This window comes from Streptomyces sp. NPDC005551 (genome assembly GCF_042871785.1).
Taxonomy (GTDB): domain Bacteria; phylum Actinomycetota; class Actinomycetes; order Streptomycetales; family Streptomycetaceae; genus Streptomyces.
On record NZ_JBIAJE010000001.1, the window covers coordinates 824248 to 845027 of the forward strand.

Consider the following 20780-nt stretch of genomic DNA (forward strand, 5'->3'; position numbering starts at 1 on the left):
CCGGTCTCCGCGCCGAGCCCGCCCCGGCGCGCGGGCCCGCGGGCCCCGCGAGGTACACGTCGGATTTCCGCGAGCCAGGGCCCCGGCCGGTGCCGGATCCTTGAGGCATGCGGAACGGGATGCACACCGACACCGAGCGCTGCGTACGCGCCGTCCAGTCCAAGGACGCACGCTTCGACGGCTGGTTCTACACAGCGGTCCTGACCACCCGGATCTACTGCCGGCCCAGCTGCCCCGTGGTGCCGCCGAAGCCGGAGAACATGACGTTCCACCCGAGCGCCGCCGCCTGCCAGCAGGCCGGGTTCCGGGCCTGCAAGCGGTGCCGCCCCGACACCAGCCCCGGCTCGCCCGAGTGGAACCAGCGCGCCGACCTCGTCGCCCGCGCCATGCGCCTGATCGGCGACGGGATCGTGGACCGCGAGGGCGTACCCGGCCTCGCCGCCCGCCTCGGCTACAGCACCCGCCAGATCGAGCGGCAGCTCCTCGCCGAACTGGGCGCCGGTCCCCTCGCGCTCGCCCGGGCCCAGCGCGCCCAGACCGCGCGACTCCTCATCGAGACGACGACCCTGCCCATGGCGGAGGTCGCCTTCGCCGCCGGCTTCGCCTCCATCCGCACCTTCAACGACACCGTGCGCGAGGTCTTCGCACTCACCCCGAGCGAGCTGCGCACCCGGATCCCGCGGAAGGCGGCCCCCACACCCGGCGCGCTCAGCCTCCGGCTCCCCTTCCGCGCCCCGCTCAGCCCCGACAACCTCTTCGGCCATCTCGCGGCGACCGCAGTGCCCGGCGTCGAGGAGTGGCGCGACGGAGCCTTCCGGCGCACGCTGCGCCTGCCGTACGGCCACGGCGTCACCGCGCTCACCCCGAAGTCCGACCACATCTCCTGCCGCCTCACCCTCAGCGACCTGCGCGACCTGCCCGTCGCCATCAGCCGCTGCCGCCGCCTGCTCGACCTGGACGCCGACCCGGTCGCGGTCGACGACCGGCTGCGCGCCGACCCGCTGCTCGCCCCGCTCGTCGACAAGGCGCCGGGCCGCCGGGTGCCGCGCACCGTCGACGAGGCGGAGTTCGCCGTACGGGCCGTGCTCGGACAGCAGGTCTCCACGGCCGCCGCCCGCACCCACGCGGCCCGTCTGGTCCTCGCGCACGGCGAACCCGTCGACGATCCCGAGGGCGGCCTGACCCACCTGTTCCCCACCCCCGGGGCGCTGGCCGCCCTCGACCCCGAGTCCCTCGCGATGCCGCGCACCCGCCGCACCACGTTCACCACCCTCGTACGCCAACTCGCCGACGGGTCACTTCACCTGGGCGTCGAGAGCGACTGGGCGGAGAGCCGGGCCCGCCTCCTCGCGCTGCCCGGCTTCGGGCCCTGGACCGTCGACGTCATCGCGATGCGCGCCCTCGGCGACCCCGACGCCTTCCTGCCCACCGACCTCGGAATCCGGCGCGCAGCCGAGGAGTTGGGCCTGCCCGCCACCCCGTCCGCGCTCACCGCACGCGCCGCGGCCTGGCGCCCCTGGCGGGCGTACGCCGTCCAGTACCTGTGGGCGACCGACAGCCACCCCATCAACTTCCTTCCCGTATGAGCGACTTGCCGACACGACGACTTCGAGGACCCCGCCCGTGAAACAGCACACCGTGATCGACAGCCCGTACGGACCGCTCACCCTCGTCGCCACCGACGGCGTCCTGTCCGGCCTCTACATGGCCGGTCAGCGCCACCGCCCGTCCGAGGAGCACTTCGGCGACCCCGACGACACGCCGTTCGCCGAGACACGCGCCCAGCTGGACGCCTATTTCGCGGGCGAGTCGAAGGACTTCGACCTCCCCCTGCACCTCGACGGCACACCGTTCCAGCGCAGCGTCTGGGAACAACTGCGCCTGATCCCCTACGGCGAGACCCGCTCGTACGGTGAACTGGCCGCACTCCTGGGCAAACCGGGCGCGTCCCGCGCGGTGGGCCTCGCCAACGGAAGGAACCCCGTCGGCATCATCGTGCCCTGCCACCGCGTGGTGGGCGCCGACGGCGGCCTCACCGGATACGGCGGCGGCCTCGACCGCAAACGCCGCCTCCTCGACTTCGAAAGGGGAGCCGCCCTCTTCGACTGACCCGACCCCAAGGGGGAGGGCTCAGGAACCGTTCCCGGCGCTCAGGCGGTGCAGCACCGCGGGCAGGGCCGTGCCGATCGGTTCCCGTACGATCTCGTCGGCGCGGTCGTCGTACGGGGTCGGTTCCGCGTTGACGATGACGAGGCGGGCCCCGTGGTCGGCGGCGACACCCGCGAGACCGGCCGCCGGCTGGACCTGGAGGGTGCTGCCGACGGCGACGAACACCTGGCAGGCCTTGGTGATCGCGACCGCCTCGCCGAGCACCACCGGGTCGAGCCGCTCGCCGAACATGACGGTCGCCGGCTTCAGGATCCCGCCGCACTCCAGACACGGCGGATCGTCCTCACCGGCGTCGATCCGGGCGAGAGCGTCCTCCATCGGCCCCCGTACGTGACACTTCGTGCACACCACGCTCCGTGCGCTGCCGTGCAGTTCGAGGACCTTCCGGGCCGGCATGCCCGCCAGCTGGTGCAGCCCGTCCACGTTCTGCGTGATCACCCGCACCGGCACCCCGGAGCGCTCCAGCCCGGCCACGGCCCGGTGCGCCGCGTTCGGCTCCGCCCGCAGCGCGCCGGTTTCGCGCCGCATCCGCCACGAGCGGCGCCGGATCTCCGGGTCGCCCGTGTAGTACTCGTACGTGACGAGCTTCTCCGCCTCGGGGTCCCGCCGCCACAGGCCGTGGGGGCCGCGGTAGTCCGGGATCCCGGAGTCGGTGGAGATCCCGGCACCGCTGAGGATCGCGACCAGGGGCTTGTTCATACCGCCGAGGGTAGGACCCGGAACACGGGCCCGGCCAACGGATATCGCGCGCACGGGCGTTGTCCCCGAGGCGCCCGCCCGCGGCTCAGCCCACCCGGTGGCCGTTCTCCAGCTCCGCCGTGCCCGAGCCCTCCGCGAGGACGTCCAGCGCGGCCAGCACCCGGCGGCCCAGGGCGCCCGGCAGGTGGTCGGGGAGATCCTCCGGCGACACCAGCCGCCACGACAGCAGTTCCTCCTCCTGCAGGCGGATCGCTTGGAAGTCGTCCGCGCCGAGGACTCCGCCGTCGTACAGGTACGCCACCAGCGGCGGCCTGTCCGCTCCCGGCACCCAGTCCACCGCGAGCAGCCGCCCCAGGGCCACGTCGAGCCCGATCTCCTCGGCCGTCTCCCGCCGCGCCCCCTGCCGCGGGCTCTCGCCGTCGTCCGACTCGACGGTGCCGCCGGGCAGCGCCCAGCCCTCCCGGTAGTTCGGCTCGACGAGCAGCACGCGCCCCTCGGCGTCGCTGAAGAGCGCGGCCGCCCCGGCGATGACGCGGGGCAGACCGGCGATGTACGTGGCGAAGGCCGCGGTCTGTGAAGTGGTCATCCGGAAAGGGTAAAGGCGCCGCCCGCCGCCGCCAGCCGCACCGTGCGCTCCGCCAGCTCGCTGATCCGCACCCCGTCGAAGCCGAACACCGCGCTGCGGACGGTGTCCTCCAGCGGGTCCCGCCACTGGGGCCCGATCGCGGCGGCCCCGCACATGACCCCCGCGACCGAGCCCGCGGTCGCCCCGTTCGAGTCGGTGTCCAGACCGCCGCGGACGGTCAGCGCGATGCTGCGGGTGAAGTCACCGTCGCCGTACAGCAGCCCGGCGGTGAGGACGGCGGCGTTCGGGACCGTGTGGATCCAGTGCAGCCCCGCGGTCTCCTCGGCGAGGGTGCCGAGGGTGTCCTCCCAGCTCAGCCCCGCCTCGTGCAGCGTGAGCACCCGGCGTACGGTCCTGGCGAGGCGGCTGCTCGCCGGAATCACCGTCAGCGCCGTGTCCAGGGCGTGCCGCACACCGGGCGCGGTGAACGCCGCCGCGATCAGTGCGGCCGCCCACATCGCCCCGTAGACGCCGTTCCCCGTGTGCGACAGGACGGCGTCCCGGCGCGCCTGGGCCGCCGCCCGTCGCGGATCACCGGGGGAGGTCCAGCCGTGGACGTCGGCACGGATGAGGGCGCCGATCCACTCCTGGTACGGATTGTCTACGTCGCCGTCAGCGGCGGCCTGATGCCGTTGGCGAGGTTGCGGTAGGCGGCCCGCTCCGCGGTGAACGTCTGCAGGTACGGCAGCCGGAGCAGCCACAGGTCACCGACCTGCTCGGTGCTGAACCCGAAGCCGTGCGTCTCCAGCAGGTCGAGGCCGAGGATCGCGTAGTCCACGTCGTCGTCCCGGCAGCTGCCGTGGATCCGGCCCCGGACGCACTGGCGCCACTCGGGACGCAGGGCCGCCCCGGCGGCCTCGTCCACGGGCTCGGGAAGGTAGTCGGTGAGCGGCAGGGCCGCCGCCCGCCGCAGATAGCGGTCGATGCGTTCCCGCGTCCAGTGGTCGCCCTGCTCGACCGGTTTGCCGAGCATGTTGCCCGCGATCCGGCCCAGCCAGCCCCCGAGAACGCGGTCGTCGAGCTCGGTGCCCACAGGGGTCATGGCTCCGGTCTACCGGATTCCGGGCTGCTCCGCGCGGGTTCGAGGCGCGGGACGGGGCATGACGGGGCACCCCTCCTGCGGTTAAGGTCGCAGCGGCGCGACTGCCTTGACGTGAGCAAGGCGCGAAAGCAAGGGGAATGCAAGGTGGCGGACGCTGTGAATCGGACTCCGCGGGCGGCGCGCGTGCTCATCGCCGCGGACAAGTTCAAGGGATCACTGACGGCCGTGCAGGTCGCTGAGCGGGTGACGGCCGGGCTGCGCCGGGTCGCCCCGCACGCGGAGGTCGAGGCGCTGCCCGTCGCCGACGGCGGGGACGGCACCGTGGACGCGGCGGTCGCGGCCGGGTTCGAGCGCCGCGAGGTCCGGGTCGCCGGGCCGCTGGGCGACGAGGTCACCGCCGCGTTCGCGCTGCGCGGCGACACCGCCGTCGTGGAGATGGCGGAGGCGAGCGGGCTCCAGCGGCTGCCCGCGGGGGTCTTCGCGCCGCTCACCGCCTCGACGTACGGGTCCGGGGAACTGCTGCGCGCGGCGCTGGACGCCGGGGCGCGGACCATCGTGTTCGGTGTGGGCGGCAGCGCGACGACCGACGGCGGCGCCGGCCTGCTGTCCGCCCTCGGGGCACGCTTCCTGGACGCGGACGGGGAGCCCGTGGCTCCCGGCGGCGGCTCGCTGGGCGACCTGGCCACCGCCGACCTCTCCGGCCTGGACCCGCGACTGCCCGGCATCGACCTCGTCCTCGCCAGCGACGTGGACAACCCGCTCACGGGCCCCAAGGGGGCGCCCGCGGTGTACGGCCCGCAGAAGGGCGCGAGCCCCGACGACGTGGCGGCACTGGACGCCTCCCTCGCCCATTTCGCCACGGTGCTCGAGAAGGCCGTCGGCTCACAGGCCGCCGAGTACGCCCAGGCGCCCGGCGCCGGCGCGGCGGGCGGCATCGGCTACGGCGCCCTGATCCTCGGCGCCCGCTTCCGCCCCGGCATCGAGGTCATGCTCGACGTCCTCGGCTTCGCGCCCGCCGTGGAGCGCGCCACCCTGGTGATCACCGGCGAGGGCTCCCTCGACGAGCAGACCCTCCACGGCAAGGCCCCGGCGGGTGTCGCCACGGCGGCCCGCGCGGCGGGCAAGGAGGTCGTCGCGGTCTGCGGCCGCCTGGCCCTTCCCCCCGAGGCCCTCGGCAAGGCCGGCATCCGCCGCGCCTACGCCCTCACCGACGTCGAACCCGACCTCGCCGAGTGCATCGCGAACGCCGGCCCCCTCCTGGAGCAGGTCGCCGAGAACATCGGACGGGACTTCCTGATCTGACCCGGGAGAACCGGAGGCAAAGGCTTCTCGGACGATCATTCAGCCCGGCAGGTTGTTTCAGCCCGTCCGGCGTTTGAGGACGAGGCCGTCCAGGCCGACTCGGGGGCCCGGGGGCGGAGCCCCCGAAGACGGGACGGGAAGGGGCGGAGGGGGCGAAGACCCCAAGGGGGCCCCACCACCCCGGGACACCGCGGACGGCACACCCCGCCCCCGCCGGACCACGAGAGCGCTCCCACCCCCGGTGGGGAACCGACGCATCCGGCGTCACCCCCGCGCCCCCGACAACCGGTACGCATCCAGCGCCAGCGTCATCTCGATCAGGTCCCGAGGCCGCGCCAGCGACCGCGCGGTCAGCTGCTCCAGCCGCCGTAACCGGTTGAAGACCGTGTTCCGGTGGCAGTACAGCCGCCCCGCGGCCCGGCCCGCCGAGCCCTCGCACGCCAGCCACACGTCCAGCGTCTCCAGCAGCACCGCCCGGTCCGCCGGCTCCAGCGCGAGCAGTTCCCCGAAGATGTCCGACACCAGCCGCCCGGCCAACTCGGGCTGGCTGACCACGAGAGCCGTCGGCATCCGCTGGTCCAGCCGTACGACCTCGCTCGCGTCCGGCGGGCACGTGCGCAGCGCCAGCTCGGCGAGGCGCCGGGCCCGCCCCAGTTCGGCGAGGCCCGCCACCACGGGACTGATCCCGCCCGGCCCCACGCACCGCCCCGCGAGCACCCGGGCCACCCCGTCCAGATCCTGGCCGGGCCCGAGCGCGACCACGCCGACCTCGCAGTCCGCCCGCATCCGCCACACGAACCGGAACCCCGCCCCCTGCACCGGCCGGTGGAACGCCTCCCGGCCGTCCCGCCGCTCCGCCCGCAGCACCACCACGGCGTAGGGCCCCCGCTCCGGAAGGTCGAGCCCGGCCGCCGCCCGCGCCGCGAGCCCGGGAGCCTCCTGGCCCTCCAGGAGCGCGTCGAGGAGGGCCTGCAACTGCTCGTCGGTGCGCCGCCGCAGCTCCAGCTCCGTCGCGCGGTACGCCTCCGACGCCGCCGCGGCCTGGGCGTCCACCGCCGACCACACCATCGTCGCCGAGCGCATCAGCGCCCCGAGCCGCTCCGGTTCCTTCCCGGCCGCTCCCTCCATCAGCGCGTCCCACACCAGATAGCCCGCGCTGCGGTACGCGTGCACCAGCAGTTCCAGCGGCAGCCCCTGCTGGGCCCGCCGCCGGCCGGCGTCCTCCGCGTGCGCCAGGTCGCGGCGCGGTGCGTCCCGCGGCGCGGAGATCGTCTCGATGCCGATCCGCATCGCCTCCTCCGCCTCCCGCCACTGCTGGTCGTACGCGAGCACCTTCCCGTAGACGGGGGAGTGCTCCGCCAGCTGCCGCACGTGCTCGTCGACCAGCTCCGGCAGCCGCCGCAACAGCGCGGCACAGGCTTCCGCGAGCAGTTTCCAGTCATGACCGGTACGCCTTCTGCGCGCTCCCATGGCCGCAGCATGCCACCGGTGCGACGCCCCCGGCAGGCCCCTGACACGCGGTGTTGTGCGCGCGCACAACGGCCGGGCGCCCTCGCTGGTCACCCGCAGCGTTTCGCCACCCGTCCGTGGACGAACGCCTCTGGCGGTGCTGGGCTGAGCGCCATCGAGCGAGGTCGGCGAGCGAGGACGAGCAGGAGGGAGAAGCCATGGACGGTTCCGGTCTGGTCGTGCGGGACCTGTCGGTCGGATACGGCCCGGTGCGCGCACTGCGCAGGGTGTCCCTGGAGGTGCCCGAGGGATCCGTGGTGACGGTGCTGGGCGGCAACGGCGCGGGCAAGTCGACGCTGTTGCGGGCGGTGTGCCGGACGCTGGCGTTCCACGGAGGCGCGGTGACCGAGGGCACGGTGACCCTCGGCGGGCGGCGCCTGGACGGCGTGGCGCCGGACCGGGTGGTGGCCGCCGGGGTGTCCCAGGTGCCCGAGGGACGGCAGGTGTTCGCCCGGATGACCGTCGCGGACAACCTGCGGGCCGGAGCGCTCGGCGCGAGCGGCGGGCGCACGGACCGGGCCGCCGCCCTGCGCCGCGTCCATGAACTGTTCCCGGTGCTCGCCGACCGTGCCCAGCAGCGCGCGGGGCTGCTGTCGGGCGGCGAGCAGCAGATGCTCGCCGTCGGCCGCGCGCTGATGGCGGCGCCCGGCGTGCTGCTCCTCGACGAACCCTCCCTCGGTCTCGCCCCGCTGATGGCCGCCCGGATCGCCGACACCGTGCGGGAGATCAACGCCCAGGGCACCTCGGTGCTCCTCGTCGAGCAGAACGCGGCGCTCGCGCTGCGCCTCGCCTCCCGCGCCTACGTCCTGGAGGTCGGCGAGGTCACGCTGTCCGGCCCGGCCGACGAGCTGGCCGCCTCCGACGAGGTGCGCCGCCGCTATCTGGGCGTGGTCGACGAGGACGCGGCCGCCGACGCCGCACGAACCGGCGGTGCGCTGCCCGCCCTGTCCCGGTGGAAGGGGTGACGCGCCGTATGAAGACCGAGACCGCCGCTGCCGACGGCACCGGAACCGCTGACGTCCCCGCCCTCGAGGTGAGCGGGCTGACGGTCCGCTTCTCCGGGCTGCTGGCCCTGGACGACGTGAGCTTCACCGTCCGTCCGGGCACCGTGCACGCGCTGATCGGCCCCAACGGGGCCGGCAAGTCGACCTGCTTCAACGTGCTGTCCGGTGTCTACCGCGCCACCGCGGGCAGCGTCCGCTTCGGCGAGCACGAACTGACCGGGCTGCCGCCGCACCGCATCGCCGGGCTCGGAGTGGCCCGCATCTTCCAGAACCTCGCGCTGCCGCCGCTCGCCACGGTCGAGGACAGCCTGCTGCTCGGCCGTCACCGGCTGACCCGGGCCGGTTTCGTGGCAGCGGGGCTCCGGCTGCCCGCGGCGGCCCGCGAGGACCGCCGGCACCGCGAACGCGTCCGGGAGATCGCCGACTTCGTCGGTCTCGGCGACTGTCTGGACCGGCCGGCGGGTTCCCTCCCGTACGGGCAGCAGAAGCTCGCCGAGCTGGCCCGGGCGCTGTGCATGGAGCCGCGCCTGCTGCTCCTCGACGAGCCGGTCGCCGGCATGACGGGCGACGAACGACGCCGCACCGCCGCGGTGATCGCGGGCGTCCGCGACAGCCTCGGCATCTCGATCGTCCTGGTGGAACACGACATGGGGGTGGTGATGCGGCTCGCGGACGCGGTGACCGTACTCGACTTCGGGCGCCGGATCGCGGACGGTGCCCCCGCGGACGTCCAGAACGACCCGGCCGTGGTCCGCGCCTACCTTGGGGAGGAGACCGCTTCATGAGCACCTTCGCCGAACTCCTGCTCAACGGCGTCTCGATGGGCTCCGTCTACGCGCTCATCGCACTCGGCTTCGTGGTCATCTTCCGGGCCACCGAGGTCGTCAACTTCGCGCACGCCTCGCTGCTGCTCGCCGGCGGGTACGTCACCGCCGTCCTGCACGACGACATCGGCTTCTGGCCCGCCCTGCTGGCGGGCATCCTGGGCGCCGCGCTGGTCGGCGCGGCGGTCGAGTTCCTGGTCATGCGCCGCTACCGGGGCTCCGACCACAGTGTGCTGGCGATCGTCACCATCGGCGTCGACATCCTGCTCACCACCGAGCTGACCCGCCGGATCGGTACCGACGTCCTGTCACCCGGCGACCCGTGGGGCGACGCGGTGCTCCGGATCGGACCGATCTCGCTCGCCCACACCAGGATCGCCGCGTTCGTCGCCGCGGCCCTGCTCATCACGGTGTTCCTGCTCGCCTTCCGCTACACCTCCTGGGGCGTGGCGATGCGGGCGGCCGCCGAGAGTTCGGAGACCGCCGCGCTCATGGGCATACGGCTGGGCCGGGTGTCCCTGGGCGCCTGGGCCGTGGCCGGCGGTCTCGCGGCGGTGGCGGCGCTCTTCCTCACCGTCTTCCCCACCCCGGGGCTGGAGCGGGCCACCTCGCTGGCCGCGCTGAAGGCCTTCCCGGCGGCGATCCTCGGCGGTCTGGACTCGACCACGGGTGCCCTGGTAGGCGGCCTGCTCGTCGGCATCACCGAGTCGCTGGCCACCGGCTACCAGAGCGATCTGACCTTCCTCGGCCGGGGCCTCGGCGACCTGGCCCCCTACCTGGTGATGGTCGCGATCCTGCTCGTCCGGCCCGCCGGACTGTTCGGCACGAAGGAGCTGGCCCGTGTCTGAGGTCCTCACCCGCACCGAAACGGCCCCGGTCCGCCGCCGGCCCGCCCGCCTCACCCGCCCGCGGCCCTACGTCCTGGCCGCCGGGGTGGCCCTGCTGCTGGCCTTCCCGTTCTACCTGGACCGCTTCTGGCTCCAGGCCGGGCTGTTCGCGATGGCCGCCGCGATCGGCGCCATCGGCATCAACCTGCTGACCGGCGCGACCGGCCAGCTGTCGATGGGACACGCCTTCTTCCTCGCGGTCGGCGCGTACGGCTACTGCGTGTTCGCCGGCGACGGCTCCGACGGCCTGACCGGGCTCGGGCTGCCGACCTGGCTCGCGGTGATCCTCGCCGTGCTGGTGGCGGGAGCCGCGGGCGGACTGTTCAGCCCCATCGCCGGACGGCTGCGCGGCGCCTACCTCGGCATCGCCACCCTCGCGCTGATCTTCATCGGGCAGCACGTGCTGTTCAACGCGCGGGACCTCACGGGCGGTTTCAACGGCCGTGACGTGCCGGCCCTGAGCCTGTTCGGTCTCACCTTCGACGACCGGGAGACGATGGTGGCGGCCGTGCCCTTCGGCTCCGCCGAGAAGCTCTGGTACGTCGGTCTCGTCATGCTGCTGGCCGGCGCGCTGTTCGCCCGCGGGGTGCTGCGGGGCCGGCCGGGCCGGGCCATGAACGCGATCCGGGACCACCGGATCGCGGCCGGGGTGATCGGCGTCCCGGTGGCCCGCTACCGCGCCGCGGTCTTCGTCCTGTCCTCGATGTACGCGGGTCTCGCCGGTGTGCTGCTGGCGCTGATCTTCCAGCGGACCGTGCCGGACTACTTCGGCATCACGCTCTCGCTGGAGTACCTCGCCATGATCGTCATCGGCGGTCTCGGCTCGGTCTCCGGGGCGGTGGTCGGCGCGGCGTTCGTCTCGCTGCTGCCGCAGCTGCTGACCCGGTACAGCGACGCCCTGCCCCTCGTGTCCGCGCCGGGCATGGGCGGAATCACACCGGGCGAGGCGTCCCGGTACCTGTACGGCGCCGCCGTCGTGGCGGTGGTGCTCTTCTTGCCGGGCGGCCTGGTCAGGGTGGCCGCGCGGCGTCGCGTAGGAACGACTTCTGTGGAGGAACGATGACTACGGGTACCACTGGCAGATCACGGGTGTACGCGACCCGGGCCGCCGCAGGCGCGCTGGCCGCGCTGATCGTGCTGTCCGGGTGCAGCTCCAAGGCCAAGGACGACGACGGGGACAAGGCGAGCGCGGGCGGGGTGAAGACCGGTGAGGGCATCTCCGGCAAGACCATCACGCTGGGCGTCCTCACCGACATGACCGGCGTCTACGCCACGCTCGGCAAGAGCGTGACCCAGGCCCAGCAGCTGTACGTGAAGCAGCTCAACGCGGACGGCGGTGTCTGCGGCTACAAGGTGGACCTCACCATCCGCGACCACGGCTACGACCCGCAGAAGGCCGTGGCCGGCTACACCGAGCTGGAACCGAAGGTGCTGGGATTCGCCCAGTTCATCGGCTCGCCGTTCGTCGCCGCCGTCAAGAAGCGCATCGACGGGCAGGACAAGGGCCTGGTGCTGCCGCAGGCGTGGTCCGGCTCCCTGCTCGGCAGCCCGTACATCCGGGTCATCGGCTCCACCTACGACGTCGAGACGATCAACGCCATCGACTTCCTGATGAAGGAGAAGGGCGTCAAGAAGGGCGACAAGATCGGTCACGTGTACTTCGAGGGCGACTACGGCGAGAGCGCCCTGGCCGGCTCCAAGCACATGGCGAAGGAGTCGGGGCTCAAGATCGTGGAGCAGAAGATCAAGCCGACCGACAACGACATGACCGCGCAGGTCGCCGCGCTGAAGAAGGCGGGTGTCAAGGCGGTCGTGGTCAGTGCGGGTCCGCGGCAGGCGGCCTCGCTCGTCGGGGTCGCGGCCGCCGGCGGCTTCGACGTCCCGGTGATCGGCAACAACTCGGCCTTCTCCCCGCAGCTGCTCGCCACCCAGGCGGGGCCGGCGCTGGCGAAGAACTACTACGTGGCCTCGCCCGCCCTGCCCATCGGCGGCGACACTCCGACCGCCAAGAAGCTGGTGAAGGACTACAGGGCCGCGTATCCGAAGGACTCGCTCGACAACGGCGTGGTGGCCGGCTGGACGGCGGCCTCCGTCTTCGGAGAGGCGCTGAAGACGGCCTGCAAGAGCAAGGACCTGACCCGGGAGGGCGTCGGCAAGGCGCTGCTGACCCTCGACAGCATGGACACGGGCTTCGGAATCACGCAGAACTTCTCCGACCCCGCGGCGCCGTCCTCGAAGGAGAGTGTGATCATCCAGCCGGACAAGAGCGCGGTGGGCGGCACGAAGGTCGTGCGCGAGCCCGAGGCGGCGTCGGCGGCGGAGGGCTACACCCCCGGGGGGTGACCCGCTCCTGACGCCGAGGGGCCCCGAACCACTGCGGTTCGGGGCCCCTCGGCCGTACGGCCGACCCGTCGCGCCCGCGTGCGGCCACGTCCCTTCCACCGGGGAGAGCCCACCGTGGGCGGTCCGCATGGCGGGCACCCGCCCGGGGCCAGGACCTCGTACGTCGAGGGCGGCGGCCCGTAGGGCGAGGGGCGGGCCCGCCGGGGGCTGCGGCCTGTGAACGCCGTACGGCCCGTACGGCGTTGGCGTGCAGGAACGGGGCCTCAGGGCCGGGGACGCCCTGTACCGCCGTAGGGCGGCACGTACCCGATACGGCGGCGGGACCAAGCCCTCCAGGGCCGAGTGAGGCCCTCGACCCCGTGAGGCGGCCGCAAAGCCGGAGCGAGGGACGGGCTCGCGGCGGGCCGTAGGCGTCCTGCGGCCGTGGGCGCCCGTACGGCGGGAACCGCTCGCAGCGGGCCGGAGCCAGGCCGTGGGGCCGCTCGTGCGGCGGGAACGGCTCGCGCGGTGGGCCGGAGTGGCCTTGGTGCCGTAGCAGCCCGCACGGCGGGCGGGAAACATCCCGCGCACAGCCGAGGGGCCCCGAACCGTCCGGTTCGGGGCCCCTCGGCTGTGCTGCGGGGCGTCTACGGCTGCGCCGCACGCGCCTCGCGACGGTTGTCGCGGAAGGTGTTCACCCGCCGCGCCGTGGCGAAGAGGGGGATCACCGCGCCCAGCACCAGCTGGAGCGCACAGCCGGTCTGGAGCAGGAGCTGCCCGCCCGGGGCCTCGAACGCCCAGGCCGCCAGCAGACCCATCGCCGCGACGATCCACGAGAGCATCGCCACCGCCAGCGGACCGCGCGGCTTCGGGTACTCGACCCGGCTCACCATCAGCCAGGCCGTGCCGATGATCGCCAGGAGCGTGGCCACGAAGGGCAGCTCCAGGAGCACGATCGACACCACCGTCAGTGCCCCGAAGGGACTCGGCATGCCCTGGAACGTGCCGTCCTTGACCGTGACGCAGGAGAACCGCGCGAGTCTGAGGACGACGGCCAGCAGGACCACGATGGCCCCGACCGCGGCCACCCGCTGGTGCGCGTCGTCCGCGACCATGCCGTAGACCAGCACGAAGTACGCCGGCGCGAGGCCGAAGCTGATCAGGTCGGACAGGTTGTCCAGCTCCGCGCCCATCGGGGACGAGCGCAGCTTGCGGGCGACCAGGCCGTCGAACAGGTCGAAGACCGCCGCGCAGAGCATCAGGATGACGGCCGTGGCGGCGCTGTGCCGCGCCATGCCGGTCTCCTGGCTGCCCGTGAGGTGCGGGATCAGGATGCCGGTGGTGGTGAAGTACACCGCCATGAAGCCGCACGTGGCGTTGCCGAGCGTGAGCGTGTCCGCTATCGACAGGCGCATGGACAGCGGCATGTCCTCCGCGTCGTTCAGCTCGTCGGCCTCCGGCACCCAGCCGGCCTGTGTCTCGGGATCAACCACGGTCAATGCGAGTCACCCCTGCCACGGTCTTCTGACCGACCTCCACGTCCACCTCGACGCCCGCCGGCAGGTAGATGTCCACACGCGAACCGAAGCGGATCAGGCCGATCCGCTCGCCCTGCTCGACCTTGGTCCCCTGCGGGACGTAGGGCACGATGCGGCGGGCGACCGCACCGGCGATCTGGATCATCTCGATGTCACCGAGCTCGGTGTCGAAGTGCCAGACGACGCGCTCGTTGTTCTCGCTCTCCTTGTTGAACGCCGGCACGAACCCACCGGGGATGTGCTCGACCGACGTCACCGTGCCGGCCAGCGGCGCGCGGTTGACGTGGACGTTCAGCGGGCTCATGAAGATCGCGACGCGGGTGCGCCCGTCCTTCCACGGCATGATGCTCTGCACCACGCCGTCGGCCGGCGAGATGACCCTGCCCTGGGTGATCTCGCGCTCGGGGTCGCGGAAGAACCACAGCATGCCCGCCGCGAGCGCGGTGACGGGTACAGCCACGGCCTTGGCGGCGCCGGAGCGCCGCGCGCGGGCGAGGCTGAGTGCTGCGGTGGCGACGGTCGGGAGAAGCCACGGCGATGCTCCGCGCGCGAGGCGTACGCCGACTCGGCTGTCGCGAGGTGCAGAGGTTTGGCTGTGGGGCATGGATGACCTTCGTAGCGGATGATGCCGCGCTGAACGGGGGACGGCGGCTTTCCCGGAATCGTACCGGGCGCGGGCCGCAACTGGGCAAGCCAGGAAGCCGAGTCGACGGCCGAAGAGCGTTCACGGGGTGTGATCTTCTTCTCGGAGAAAACACCCCGTACCCGGACAATCAGCCCTGGAGCCGATACTCTTCGAGCAGCCTGCGCCCGATGATCATTTTCTGGATTTCGGCGGTACCCTCGCCGATCAGCAGCATCGGCGCCTCGCGGTAGAGACGCTCGATCTCGTACTCCTTGGAGAAGCCGTAGCCGCCGTGGATCCTGAAGGCGTCTTCCACGACTTCCTTGCAGTATTCGGAGGCGAGGTACTTCGCCATCCCTGCTTCCAGGTCGTTTCGCTCCCCGGAGTCCTTTTTGCGTGCCGCGTTCACCATCATGGCATGCGCGGCCTCGACCTTGGTAGCCATCTCCGCGAGCTTGAACTGGATCGCCTGGTGCTGCGCGATCTGCTTGCCGAAGGTGTGCCGCTGCTGCGCGTAGGAAACCCCCAGCTCGAAGGCGCGCTGGGCGACGCCGCAGCCGCGGGCCGCCACGTTCACGCGGCCGACCTCCACGCCGTCCATCATTTGGTAAAACCCGCGGCCGGTGGTCCCGCCGAGCACCCGATCGGCCGGAATGCGCAGTCCGTCCATGATCAGCTCGGTGGTGTCGACGCCCTTGTAACCCATCTTGTCGATCTTCCCGGGGATGGTGAGGCCGGGGCGGACCTCTCCGAAACCGGGCTCCTTCTCCACGAGGAAGGTCGTCATCGACTTGTGGGGGGCGGTGCCCTCGGGGTGTCCTTCGTCACTCCGGACGAGAACGGCCACCAGCGTCGACGTGCCGCCGTTCGTCAGCCACATCTTCTGGCCGTTCAGGACGTACTCGTCGCCGTCCTTCACCGCCTTCGACGTGATGGCCGACACGTCCGAGCCGAGGCCCGGCTCCGACATGGAGAACGCGCCGCGCACCTCGCCGGCCGCCATGCGCGGCAGGAAGTGGTCCTTCTGCTCCTGCGTGCCGTGCTGCTTGAGCATGTACGCCACGATGAAGTGCGTGTTGATGATGCCGGACACCGACATCCAGCCGCGCGCGATCTCCTCCACGCACAGCGCGTAGGTGAGCAGCGACTCACCCAGACCCCCGTACTCCTCGGGGATCATGAGCCCGAAGAGGCCCAACTCCTTGAGACCGTCGACGATCGCCTGGGGGTACTCGTCGCGGTGCTCCAGCTCGGTCGCGACCGGGATGATCTCCTTGTCCACGAACCCGCGGACGGTGGAGAGGATCTCCCGCTGGATGTCGGTGAGACCGGCGGTCTGGGCAAGTCGCGCCATGGCTACTTCTCCTGTGCCTTCAGCTCCGGGCGGCCGGGCTGCTCGCCGCCGCGCTCCTTGATGTACGTCTCGGTGGGGACCATCACCTTGCGGCGGAACACGCACACCAGCGTGCCGTCCTGCTTGTAGCCCTTGGTCTCGACGTACACGATCCCGCGGTCCGACTTGGACCGCGACGGCGTCTTGTCGAGGACCGTGGTCTCGCCGTAGATGGTGTCGCCGTGGAAGGTCGGCGCCACGTGCTTGAGCGACTCGACCTCCAGGTTGGCGATCGCCTTGCCCGAGACGTCGGGGACCGACATGCCGAGCAGCAGCGAGTAGATGTAGTTCCCGACGACGACGTTCTTCCCGAAGTCGGTCGCCCGCTCCGCGTAGTTGCTGTCCATGTGGAGCGGGTGGTGGTTCATCGTCAGGAGACAGAAGAGGTGGTCGTCGTACTCCGTGACGGTCTTCCCGGGCCAGTGCTTGTAGACCGCGCCGACCTCGAACTCCTCGTAGGTGCGTCCGAACTGCATGCTGCTCAGGCCTCCGGGGCTTCGAACTTGCTGGTGCGCTGCATGCCGGCGGCCCGGCCCTTGCCCGAGATGACGAGCGCCATCTTGCGGCTGGCCTCGTCGATCATCTCGTCGCCGAGCATCGCGGAGCCCTTCTTGCCGCCCGCCTCGGACGTGTAGAAGTCGTAGGCGTCCAGGATCAGTTCGGCGTGGTCGTAGTCCTCCTGGGAGGGCGAGAAGATCTCGTTGGACGCCTCGACCTGTCCCGGGTGCAGCACCCACTTGCCGTCGAAGCCGAGCGCCGCGGCGCGCTGGGCGACCGCACGGTAACCGTCGATGTTGCGGATCTGGAGGTAGGGGCCGTCGATCGCCTGGAGGTTGTTGGCGCGGGCGGCCATCAGGATCTTCATCAGGATGTAGTGGTAGGCGTCCGCCGGGTAGCCGGGCGGCTGCTCACCGACGACGAGCGACTTCATGTTGATGGACGCCATGAAGTCGGCCGGGCCGAAGATGATCGTCTCGACGCGCGGGGAGGCCTGCGCGATCTCGTTGACGTTGTTCAGGCCCTGCGCGTTCTCGATCTGCGCCTCGATGCCGATCTTGCCGACCTCGAAGCCCATCGTCTTCTCGATCTGCGTCAGCAGCAGGTCCAACGCGACGATCTGCTGCGCGTCCTGGACCTTCGGCAGCATGATGCAGTCGAGGTTGGGACCCGCGCCCTCGACGACCGTGACGACGTCGCGGTACGTCCACTCGGTCGTCCAGTCGTTCACGCGCACGACCCGCGTCTTGCCGGTCCAGTCGCCCTCGTTGAGGAACTTGACGATGGTGTGCCGCGCCTCCGGCTTGGCGAGCGGCGCGCACGCGTCCTCCAGGTCGAGGAAGACCTGGTCGGCCGGGAGGCCCTGGGCCTTCTCCAGGAAGCGCGGGTTCGAGCCGGGCACGGCCAGGCAGGAGCGCCGCGGACGCAGGCGGTTGACCTGGGGAGCAGGGCTGGTCATGCGGGGACCTCCAGGGGGTCGAGCTTGTTCGCTTTCCGGATCTCGTCGACGATACGGCCGATGATTCCGGTGATGTCGAAGTCCTTCGGGGTGAAGACGGCGGCCACTCCCGCGGCGCGCAGCTGTTCGGCGTCCGCGTTCGGGATGATCCCGCCAGCGATGACCGGGATGTCCGCCGCGCCCGCCACGCGCAGCCGGTCCAGCACGTCCGGCACCAACTGGGCGTGCGAGCCGGACAGGATGGACAGACCCACGCCGTGCACGTCCTCGGCGAGGGCCGCGGCGACGATCTCCTCGGGCGTGAGCCTGATGCCCTGGTAGACCACCTCGAACCCGGCGTCGCGGGCCCGCACGGCGATCTGTTCCGCGCCGTTGGAGTGCCCGTCCAGGCCCGGCTTGCCCACCAGGAAGCGCAGCTTGCCGACGCCCATGTCCCGCGCCGTCAGCTCCACCTTGCGGCGGACGGCGGCGAGCGCGGTGCCCTCCGCGGCGGCGATCGCGACAGGCGCGGAGGAGACGCCGGTGGGAGCGCGGAACTCGCCGAACACCTCGCGCAGGGCCCCGGCCCACTCGCCGGTCGTGACGCCGGCGCGGGCGCACTCCAGGGTGGCCTCCATGAGGTTCTCGCTGCCCTTGGCGGCCTCCTTCAGCCGCTCCAGCGCCTTGCAGGGGCGCGGGTGGTTGAACGGCGGCTGGTAGCGGTTGTCGCGCCAGTTCCCGAGCGCGGCCACCACACCGGCCTCCACCGTCGGGTCGACCGTCATGATCGCCGCGTCCAGGTCGGCGGTGAGCGGGTTCGGCTCGGTCGACTGGAAGACGTTGACGCCGACGATCTTCTCGGTGCCGCCCTCGATCCGGGCCCGCCGCTCGGCGTGCGAGGAGACGAGCTGCGACTTCAGATAGCCGGACTCGACGGCGGCCATCGCGCCGCCCATCTCCTGGATGCGGTCGATCTCCGCGAACGACTCCTCGACCAGCTCCGCCACCTTCGCCTCAATGACGTGCGAGCCCTCGAAGATGTCCTCGTACTCCAGCAGGTCGCTCTCGTGGGCCAGCACCTGCTGGATGCGCAGCGACCACTGCTGGTCCCAGGGCCGGGGCAGCCCCAGCGCCTCGTTCCACGCGGGGAGCTGCACGGCACGCGCGCGGGCGTCCTTGGAGAGCGTCACGGCCAGCATCTCCAGGACGATCCGCTGGACGTTGTTCTCCGGCTGGGCCTCGGTCAGGCCGAGGGAGTTGACCTGGACGCCGTACCGGAAGCGCCGCTGCTTGGCATCCTCGATGCCGTACCGCTCGCGGGTGATCCGGTCCCAGATCCGGCCGAACGCCCGCATCTTGCACATCTCCTCGATGAAGCGGACGCCCGCGTTCACGAAGAAGGAGATGCGGGCGACGACGTCACCCCGGCGCTCCTCGGGGATCTGGCCCGACGCGAACACCGCGTCGAGCACGGCGATCGCCGTGGACATCGCGTACGCGATCTCCTGGACCGGAGTGGCTCCCGCCTCCTGCAGGTGGTAGCTGCAGATGTTGATCGGGTTCCACTTCGGGATGTGGTTCACCGTGTAGGTGATCATGTCCGTCGTCAGCCGCAGCGACGGACCCGGCGGGAAGACGTGCGTCCCGCGCGAGAGGTACTCCTTCACGATGTCGTTCTGGGTCGTCCCCTGGAGCTTGGTGACGTCCGCACCCTGCTCCTCGGCGACGACCTGGTAGAGCGCCAGCAGCCACATGGCGGTGGCGTTGATGGTCATCGAGGTGTTCATCTGCTCCAGGGGGATGTCCTGGAACAGCCGGCGCATGTCACCGAGGTGCGAGACCGGCACCCCGACCCGGCCGACCTCGCCGCGGGCGAGGACGTGGTCGGGGTCGTAGCCGGTCTGGGTCGGCAGGTCGAACGCGACCGACAGACCCGTCTGCCCCTTGGCGAGGTTGCGCCGGTACAGCTCGTTCGACGCCTCGGCGGTGGAGTGACCGGCATACGTGCGCATCAGCCACGGCCGGTCCTTCTGACGCTCTGTCATCAGGAGACCTCAGACGTTCCGGAAGCGGTTGATGGCGTCGATGTGCTTCGCGCGCTTCTCCTCGTCGCGCACGCCCATGCCCTCGCGGGGGGCGAGCGCGAGCACACCGACCTTGCCCTGGTGGAGGTTGCGGTGCACGTCGTACGCGGCCTGGCCGGTGTCCTCCAGCGAGTACACCTTCGACAGCGTCGGGTGGATCTTGCCCTTGGCGATGAGGCGGTTGGCCTCCCAGGCCTCGCGGTAGTTCGCGAAGTGCGAGCCGATGATGCGCTTCAGGGACATCCACAGGTAGCGGTTGTCGTACTCGTGCATGTAACCCGAGGTCGAGGCACAGGTGGTGATCGTGCCGCCCTTGCGGGTGACGTACACGCTCGCGCCGAAGGTCTCGCGGCCGGGGTGCTCGAAGACGATGTCGATGTCCTCGCCGCCGGTGAGCTCGCGGATGCGCTTGCCGAAGCGCTTCCACTCCTTGGGGTCCTGGGTGTGCTCGTCCTTCCAGAACTTGTAGTCCTCGGCGTTGCGGTCGATGATCGCCTCGGCGCCCATCGCGCGGCAGATGTCCGCCTTCTGCGGCGACGAGACGACGCAGATCGGGTTGGCGCCGCCGGCGAGCGCGAACTGGGTGGCGTACGAGCCGAGTCCGCCGCTCGCGCCCCAGATGAGGACGTTGTCGCCCTGCTTCATGCCGGCGCCGTTGCGGGAGACCAGCTGCCGGTAGGCGGTGGAGTTCACCAGGCCGGGGGAGGCGGCCTCCTCCCAGCTGAGGTGGTCCGGCTTCGGCATCAGCTGGTTGGACTTGACGAGCGCGATCTCGGCGAGGCCGCCGAAGTTCGTCTCGAAGCCCCAGATGCGCTGCTCGGGGTCGAGCATCGTGTCGTTGTGGCCGTCCGAGGACTCCAGCTCCACCGAGAGGCAGTGCGCGACGACCTCGTCACCGGGCTTCCAGGAGTTCACGCCCGGGCCGGTCCGCAGGACGACGCCCGCGAGGTCGGAGCCGATGATGTGGTACGGCAGGTCGTGGCGCTTGGTGAGCTCCGACAGGCGCCCGTAGCGCTCCAGGAAGCTGAAGGTGGACACCGGCTCGAAGATCGAGGTCCACACCGAGTTGTAGTTGACGGAGGAGGCCATGACGGCCACCAGGGCCTCGCCGGGGCCGAGCTCCGGCACCGGCACGTCGTCCAGGTGGATCGACTTGCGGGGGTCCTTGTCGCGCGTGGCGAGCCCGGAGAACATCTCCGTCTCGTCCTTGTGCACGGTGATCGCGCGGTACGACTCGGGGAGCGGCAGGGCGGCGAAGTCGGCGGAAGTCGACTCCGGCGACTGGATCGCGTCCAGGATTTCCTTCACTGTGTTGCCTCCGG

18 protein-coding genes and 1 pseudogene are annotated in these 20780 nt (G+C 71.7%); 8 read left to right on the forward strand and 11 right to left on the reverse strand.

Translation table 11 applies throughout. The features are described 5' to 3' along the window. The first annotated feature begins 107 nt into the window (after nt 1-107). Both ACFYP4_RS03635 and ACFYP4_RS03640 read left to right on the forward strand, forming a co-directional pair. On the forward strand, nt 108-1586 hold the full coding sequence (locus tag ACFYP4_RS03635) for an AlkA N-terminal domain-containing protein (RefSeq protein WP_388782473.1): 1479 nt from the start codon (nt 108-110) through the stop codon (nt 1584-1586). 37 nt (nt 1587-1623) lie between these two features. Beyond that, nucleotides 1624-2109, forward strand: coding sequence for a methylated-DNA--[protein]-cysteine S-methyltransferase (locus tag ACFYP4_RS03640; protein ID WP_358851508.1), 486 nt, complete (start codon nt 1624-1626; stop codon nt 2107-2109). A gap of 21 nt (nt 2110-2130) precedes the next feature. On the opposite strand, the gene ACFYP4_RS03645 is transcribed toward ACFYP4_RS03640, so the two are convergent. The 3 genes and pseudogenes from ACFYP4_RS03645 to ACFYP4_RS03655 all read right to left on the reverse strand — a co-directional run bounded on the left by ACFYP4_RS03645 (nt 2131) and on the right by ACFYP4_RS03655 (nt 4535). Next, nucleotides 2131-2868 (reverse strand): Sir2 family NAD-dependent protein deacetylase, encoded by a 738-nt coding sequence (locus ACFYP4_RS03645; RefSeq protein WP_358851507.1) that lies wholly within the window; start codon nt 2866-2868, stop codon nt 2131-2133. Between the two features lie 85 nt (nt 2869-2953). Then, complete coding sequence (locus tag ACFYP4_RS03650) at nt 2954-3454, reverse strand: NUDIX domain-containing protein (protein WP_388782477.1); 501 nt, start codon at nt 3452-3454, stop codon at nt 2954-2956. Then, nucleotides 3451-4535 (reverse strand): annotated as a pseudogene (locus ACFYP4_RS03655) (ADP-ribosylglycohydrolase family protein). The gene ACFYP4_RS03650 and the pseudogene ACFYP4_RS03655 overlap by 4 nt, the downstream one beginning before the upstream one ends. A gap of 183 nt (nt 4536-4718) precedes the next feature. Between ACFYP4_RS03655 and ACFYP4_RS03660 the strand changes: the two are divergent. After that, nucleotides 4719-5837, forward strand: a complete 1119-nt coding sequence (locus ACFYP4_RS03660) for a glycerate kinase (RefSeq protein WP_358851582.1) — start codon at nt 4719-4721, stop codon at nt 5835-5837. 264 nt (nt 5838-6101) lie between these two features. Here the strand turns inward: ACFYP4_RS03660 and ACFYP4_RS03665 are convergent, their stop codons facing one another. Next, nucleotides 6102-7307: a helix-turn-helix domain-containing protein gene (locus ACFYP4_RS03665; RefSeq protein ID WP_358851504.1), complete on the reverse strand. Its 1206-nt coding sequence runs from the start codon at nt 7305-7307 to the stop codon at nt 6102-6104. A 197-nt stretch (nt 7308-7504) separates the two neighbouring features. Between ACFYP4_RS03665 and ACFYP4_RS03670 the strand changes: the two genes are divergently transcribed. The 5 genes from ACFYP4_RS03670 to ACFYP4_RS03690 are packed head-to-tail and all read left to right on the forward strand — an operon-like array spanning nt 7505 to nt 12404. After that, entirely contained in the window at nt 7505-8311 is an 807-nt protein-coding gene (locus ACFYP4_RS03670) for an ABC transporter ATP-binding protein (protein ID WP_358851503.1), read from the forward strand. Nucleotides 8312-8319: 8 nt separating this feature from the next. Continuing rightward, a complete protein-coding gene (locus ACFYP4_RS03675) occupies nt 8320-9135 on the forward strand; it encodes an ABC transporter ATP-binding protein (RefSeq protein ID WP_358851502.1) in 816 nt (271 codons plus the stop codon). Continuing rightward, nucleotides 9132-10022: a branched-chain amino acid ABC transporter permease gene (locus tag ACFYP4_RS03680; RefSeq protein ID WP_358851501.1), complete on the forward strand. Its 891-nt coding sequence runs from the start codon at nt 9132-9134 to the stop codon at nt 10020-10022. The genes ACFYP4_RS03675 and ACFYP4_RS03680 overlap by 4 nt, the downstream gene beginning before the upstream one ends. After that, complete coding sequence (locus ACFYP4_RS03685; RefSeq protein ID WP_388782482.1) at nt 10015-11124, forward strand: branched-chain amino acid ABC transporter permease; 1110 nt, start codon at nt 10015-10017, stop codon at nt 11122-11124. The genes ACFYP4_RS03680 and ACFYP4_RS03685 overlap by 8 nt, the downstream gene beginning before the upstream one ends. Further along, nucleotides 11121-12404, forward strand: a complete 1284-nt coding sequence (locus ACFYP4_RS03690; protein WP_358851500.1) for an ABC transporter substrate-binding protein — start codon at nt 11121-11123, stop codon at nt 12402-12404. The genes ACFYP4_RS03685 and ACFYP4_RS03690 overlap by 4 nt, the downstream gene beginning before the upstream one ends. Before the next feature lie 626 nt (nt 12405-13030). Here the strand turns inward: ACFYP4_RS03690 and pssA are convergent. The 7 genes from pssA to ccrA form a co-directional block, all read right to left on the reverse strand. Next, entirely contained in the window at nt 13031-13882 is an 852-nt protein-coding gene (pssA, locus tag ACFYP4_RS03695; RefSeq protein WP_388782485.1) for a CDP-diacylglycerol--serine O-phosphatidyltransferase, read from the reverse strand. Continuing rightward, on the reverse strand, nt 13869-14525 hold the full coding sequence (locus tag ACFYP4_RS03700) for a phosphatidylserine decarboxylase (RefSeq protein WP_358854613.1): 657 nt from the start codon (nt 14523-14525) through the stop codon (nt 13869-13871). Before ACFYP4_RS03700 ends, pssA begins: the two co-directional genes overlap by 14 nt. A gap of 169 nt (nt 14526-14694) precedes the next feature. Beyond that, nucleotides 14695-15900 carry an acyl-CoA dehydrogenase family protein gene (locus ACFYP4_RS03705; protein ID WP_358854612.1) on the reverse strand — a complete coding sequence of 402 codons (1206 nt, stop codon included), beginning with the start codon at nt 15898-15900 and terminating at the stop codon, nt 14695-14697. 2 nt (nt 15901-15902) lie between these two features. After that, complete coding sequence (locus ACFYP4_RS03710) at nt 15903-16415, reverse strand: MaoC family dehydratase (protein ID WP_388782489.1); 513 nt, start codon at nt 16413-16415, stop codon at nt 15903-15905. Between the two features lie 5 nt (nt 16416-16420). Further along, complete coding sequence (locus ACFYP4_RS03715; RefSeq protein ID WP_358854610.1) at nt 16421-17395, reverse strand: CoA ester lyase; 975 nt, start codon at nt 17393-17395, stop codon at nt 16421-16423. Continuing rightward, a complete protein-coding gene (locus tag ACFYP4_RS03720; RefSeq protein ID WP_388782492.1) occupies nt 17392-19419 on the reverse strand; it encodes a protein meaA in 2028 nt (675 codons plus the stop codon). The genes ACFYP4_RS03715 and ACFYP4_RS03720 overlap by 4 nt, the downstream gene beginning before the upstream one ends. A 9-nt stretch (nt 19420-19428) precedes the next feature. Further along, nucleotides 19429-20766, reverse strand: a complete 1338-nt coding sequence (ccrA, locus tag ACFYP4_RS03725; protein ID WP_358854608.1) for a crotonyl-CoA carboxylase/reductase — start codon at nt 20764-20766, stop codon at nt 19429-19431. Nucleotides 20767-20780 lie beyond the last annotated feature (14 nt).

What these genes read in the sequence shown, in the direction of transcription:
- ACFYP4_RS03720 (WP_388782492.1), bottom strand. Translation starts at nt 19,419, where the DNA reads ATGACAGAGCGTCAGAAGGACCGGCCGTGGCTGATGCGCACGTATGCC.
- ACFYP4_RS03650 (WP_388782477.1), bottom strand. Translation starts at nt 3,454, where the DNA reads ATGACCACTTCACAGACCGCGGCCTTCGCCACGTACATCGCCGGTCTG.
- ACFYP4_RS03715 (WP_358854610.1), bottom strand. Translation starts at nt 17,395, where the DNA reads ATGACCAGCCCTGCTCCCCAGGTCAACCGCCTGCGTCCGCGGCGCTCC.
- ACFYP4_RS03635 (WP_388782473.1), top strand. Translation starts at nt 108, where the DNA reads ATGCGGAACGGGATGCACACCGACACCGAGCGCTGCGTACGCGCCGTC.
- ACFYP4_RS03670 (WP_358851503.1), top strand. Translation starts at nt 7,505, where the DNA reads ATGGACGGTTCCGGTCTGGTCGTGCGGGACCTGTCGGTCGGATACGGC.
- ACFYP4_RS03690 (WP_358851500.1), top strand. Translation starts at nt 11,121, where the DNA reads ATGACTACGGGTACCACTGGCAGATCACGGGTGTACGCGACCCGGGCC.
- ACFYP4_RS03705 (WP_358854612.1), bottom strand. Translation starts at nt 15,900, where the DNA reads ATGGCGCGACTTGCCCAGACCGCCGGTCTCACCGACATCCAGCGGGAG.
- ACFYP4_RS03645 (WP_358851507.1), bottom strand. Translation starts at nt 2,868, where the DNA reads ATGAACAAGCCCCTGGTCGCGATCCTCAGCGGTGCCGGGATCTCCACC.
- ACFYP4_RS03700 (WP_358854613.1), bottom strand. Translation starts at nt 14,525, where the DNA reads ATGCCCCACAGCCAAACCTCTGCACCTCGCGACAGCCGAGTCGGCGTA.
- ACFYP4_RS03675 (WP_358851502.1), top strand. Translation starts at nt 8,320, where the DNA reads ATGAAGACCGAGACCGCCGCTGCCGACGGCACCGGAACCGCTGACGTC.
- ACFYP4_RS03665 (WP_358851504.1), bottom strand. Translation starts at nt 7,307, where the DNA reads ATGGGAGCGCGCAGAAGGCGTACCGGTCATGACTGGAAACTGCTCGCG.
- ACFYP4_RS03680 (WP_358851501.1), top strand. Translation starts at nt 9,132, where the DNA reads ATGAGCACCTTCGCCGAACTCCTGCTCAACGGCGTCTCGATGGGCTCC.
- ACFYP4_RS03710 (WP_388782489.1), bottom strand. Translation starts at nt 16,415, where the DNA reads ATGCAGTTCGGACGCACCTACGAGGAGTTCGAGGTCGGCGCGGTCTAC.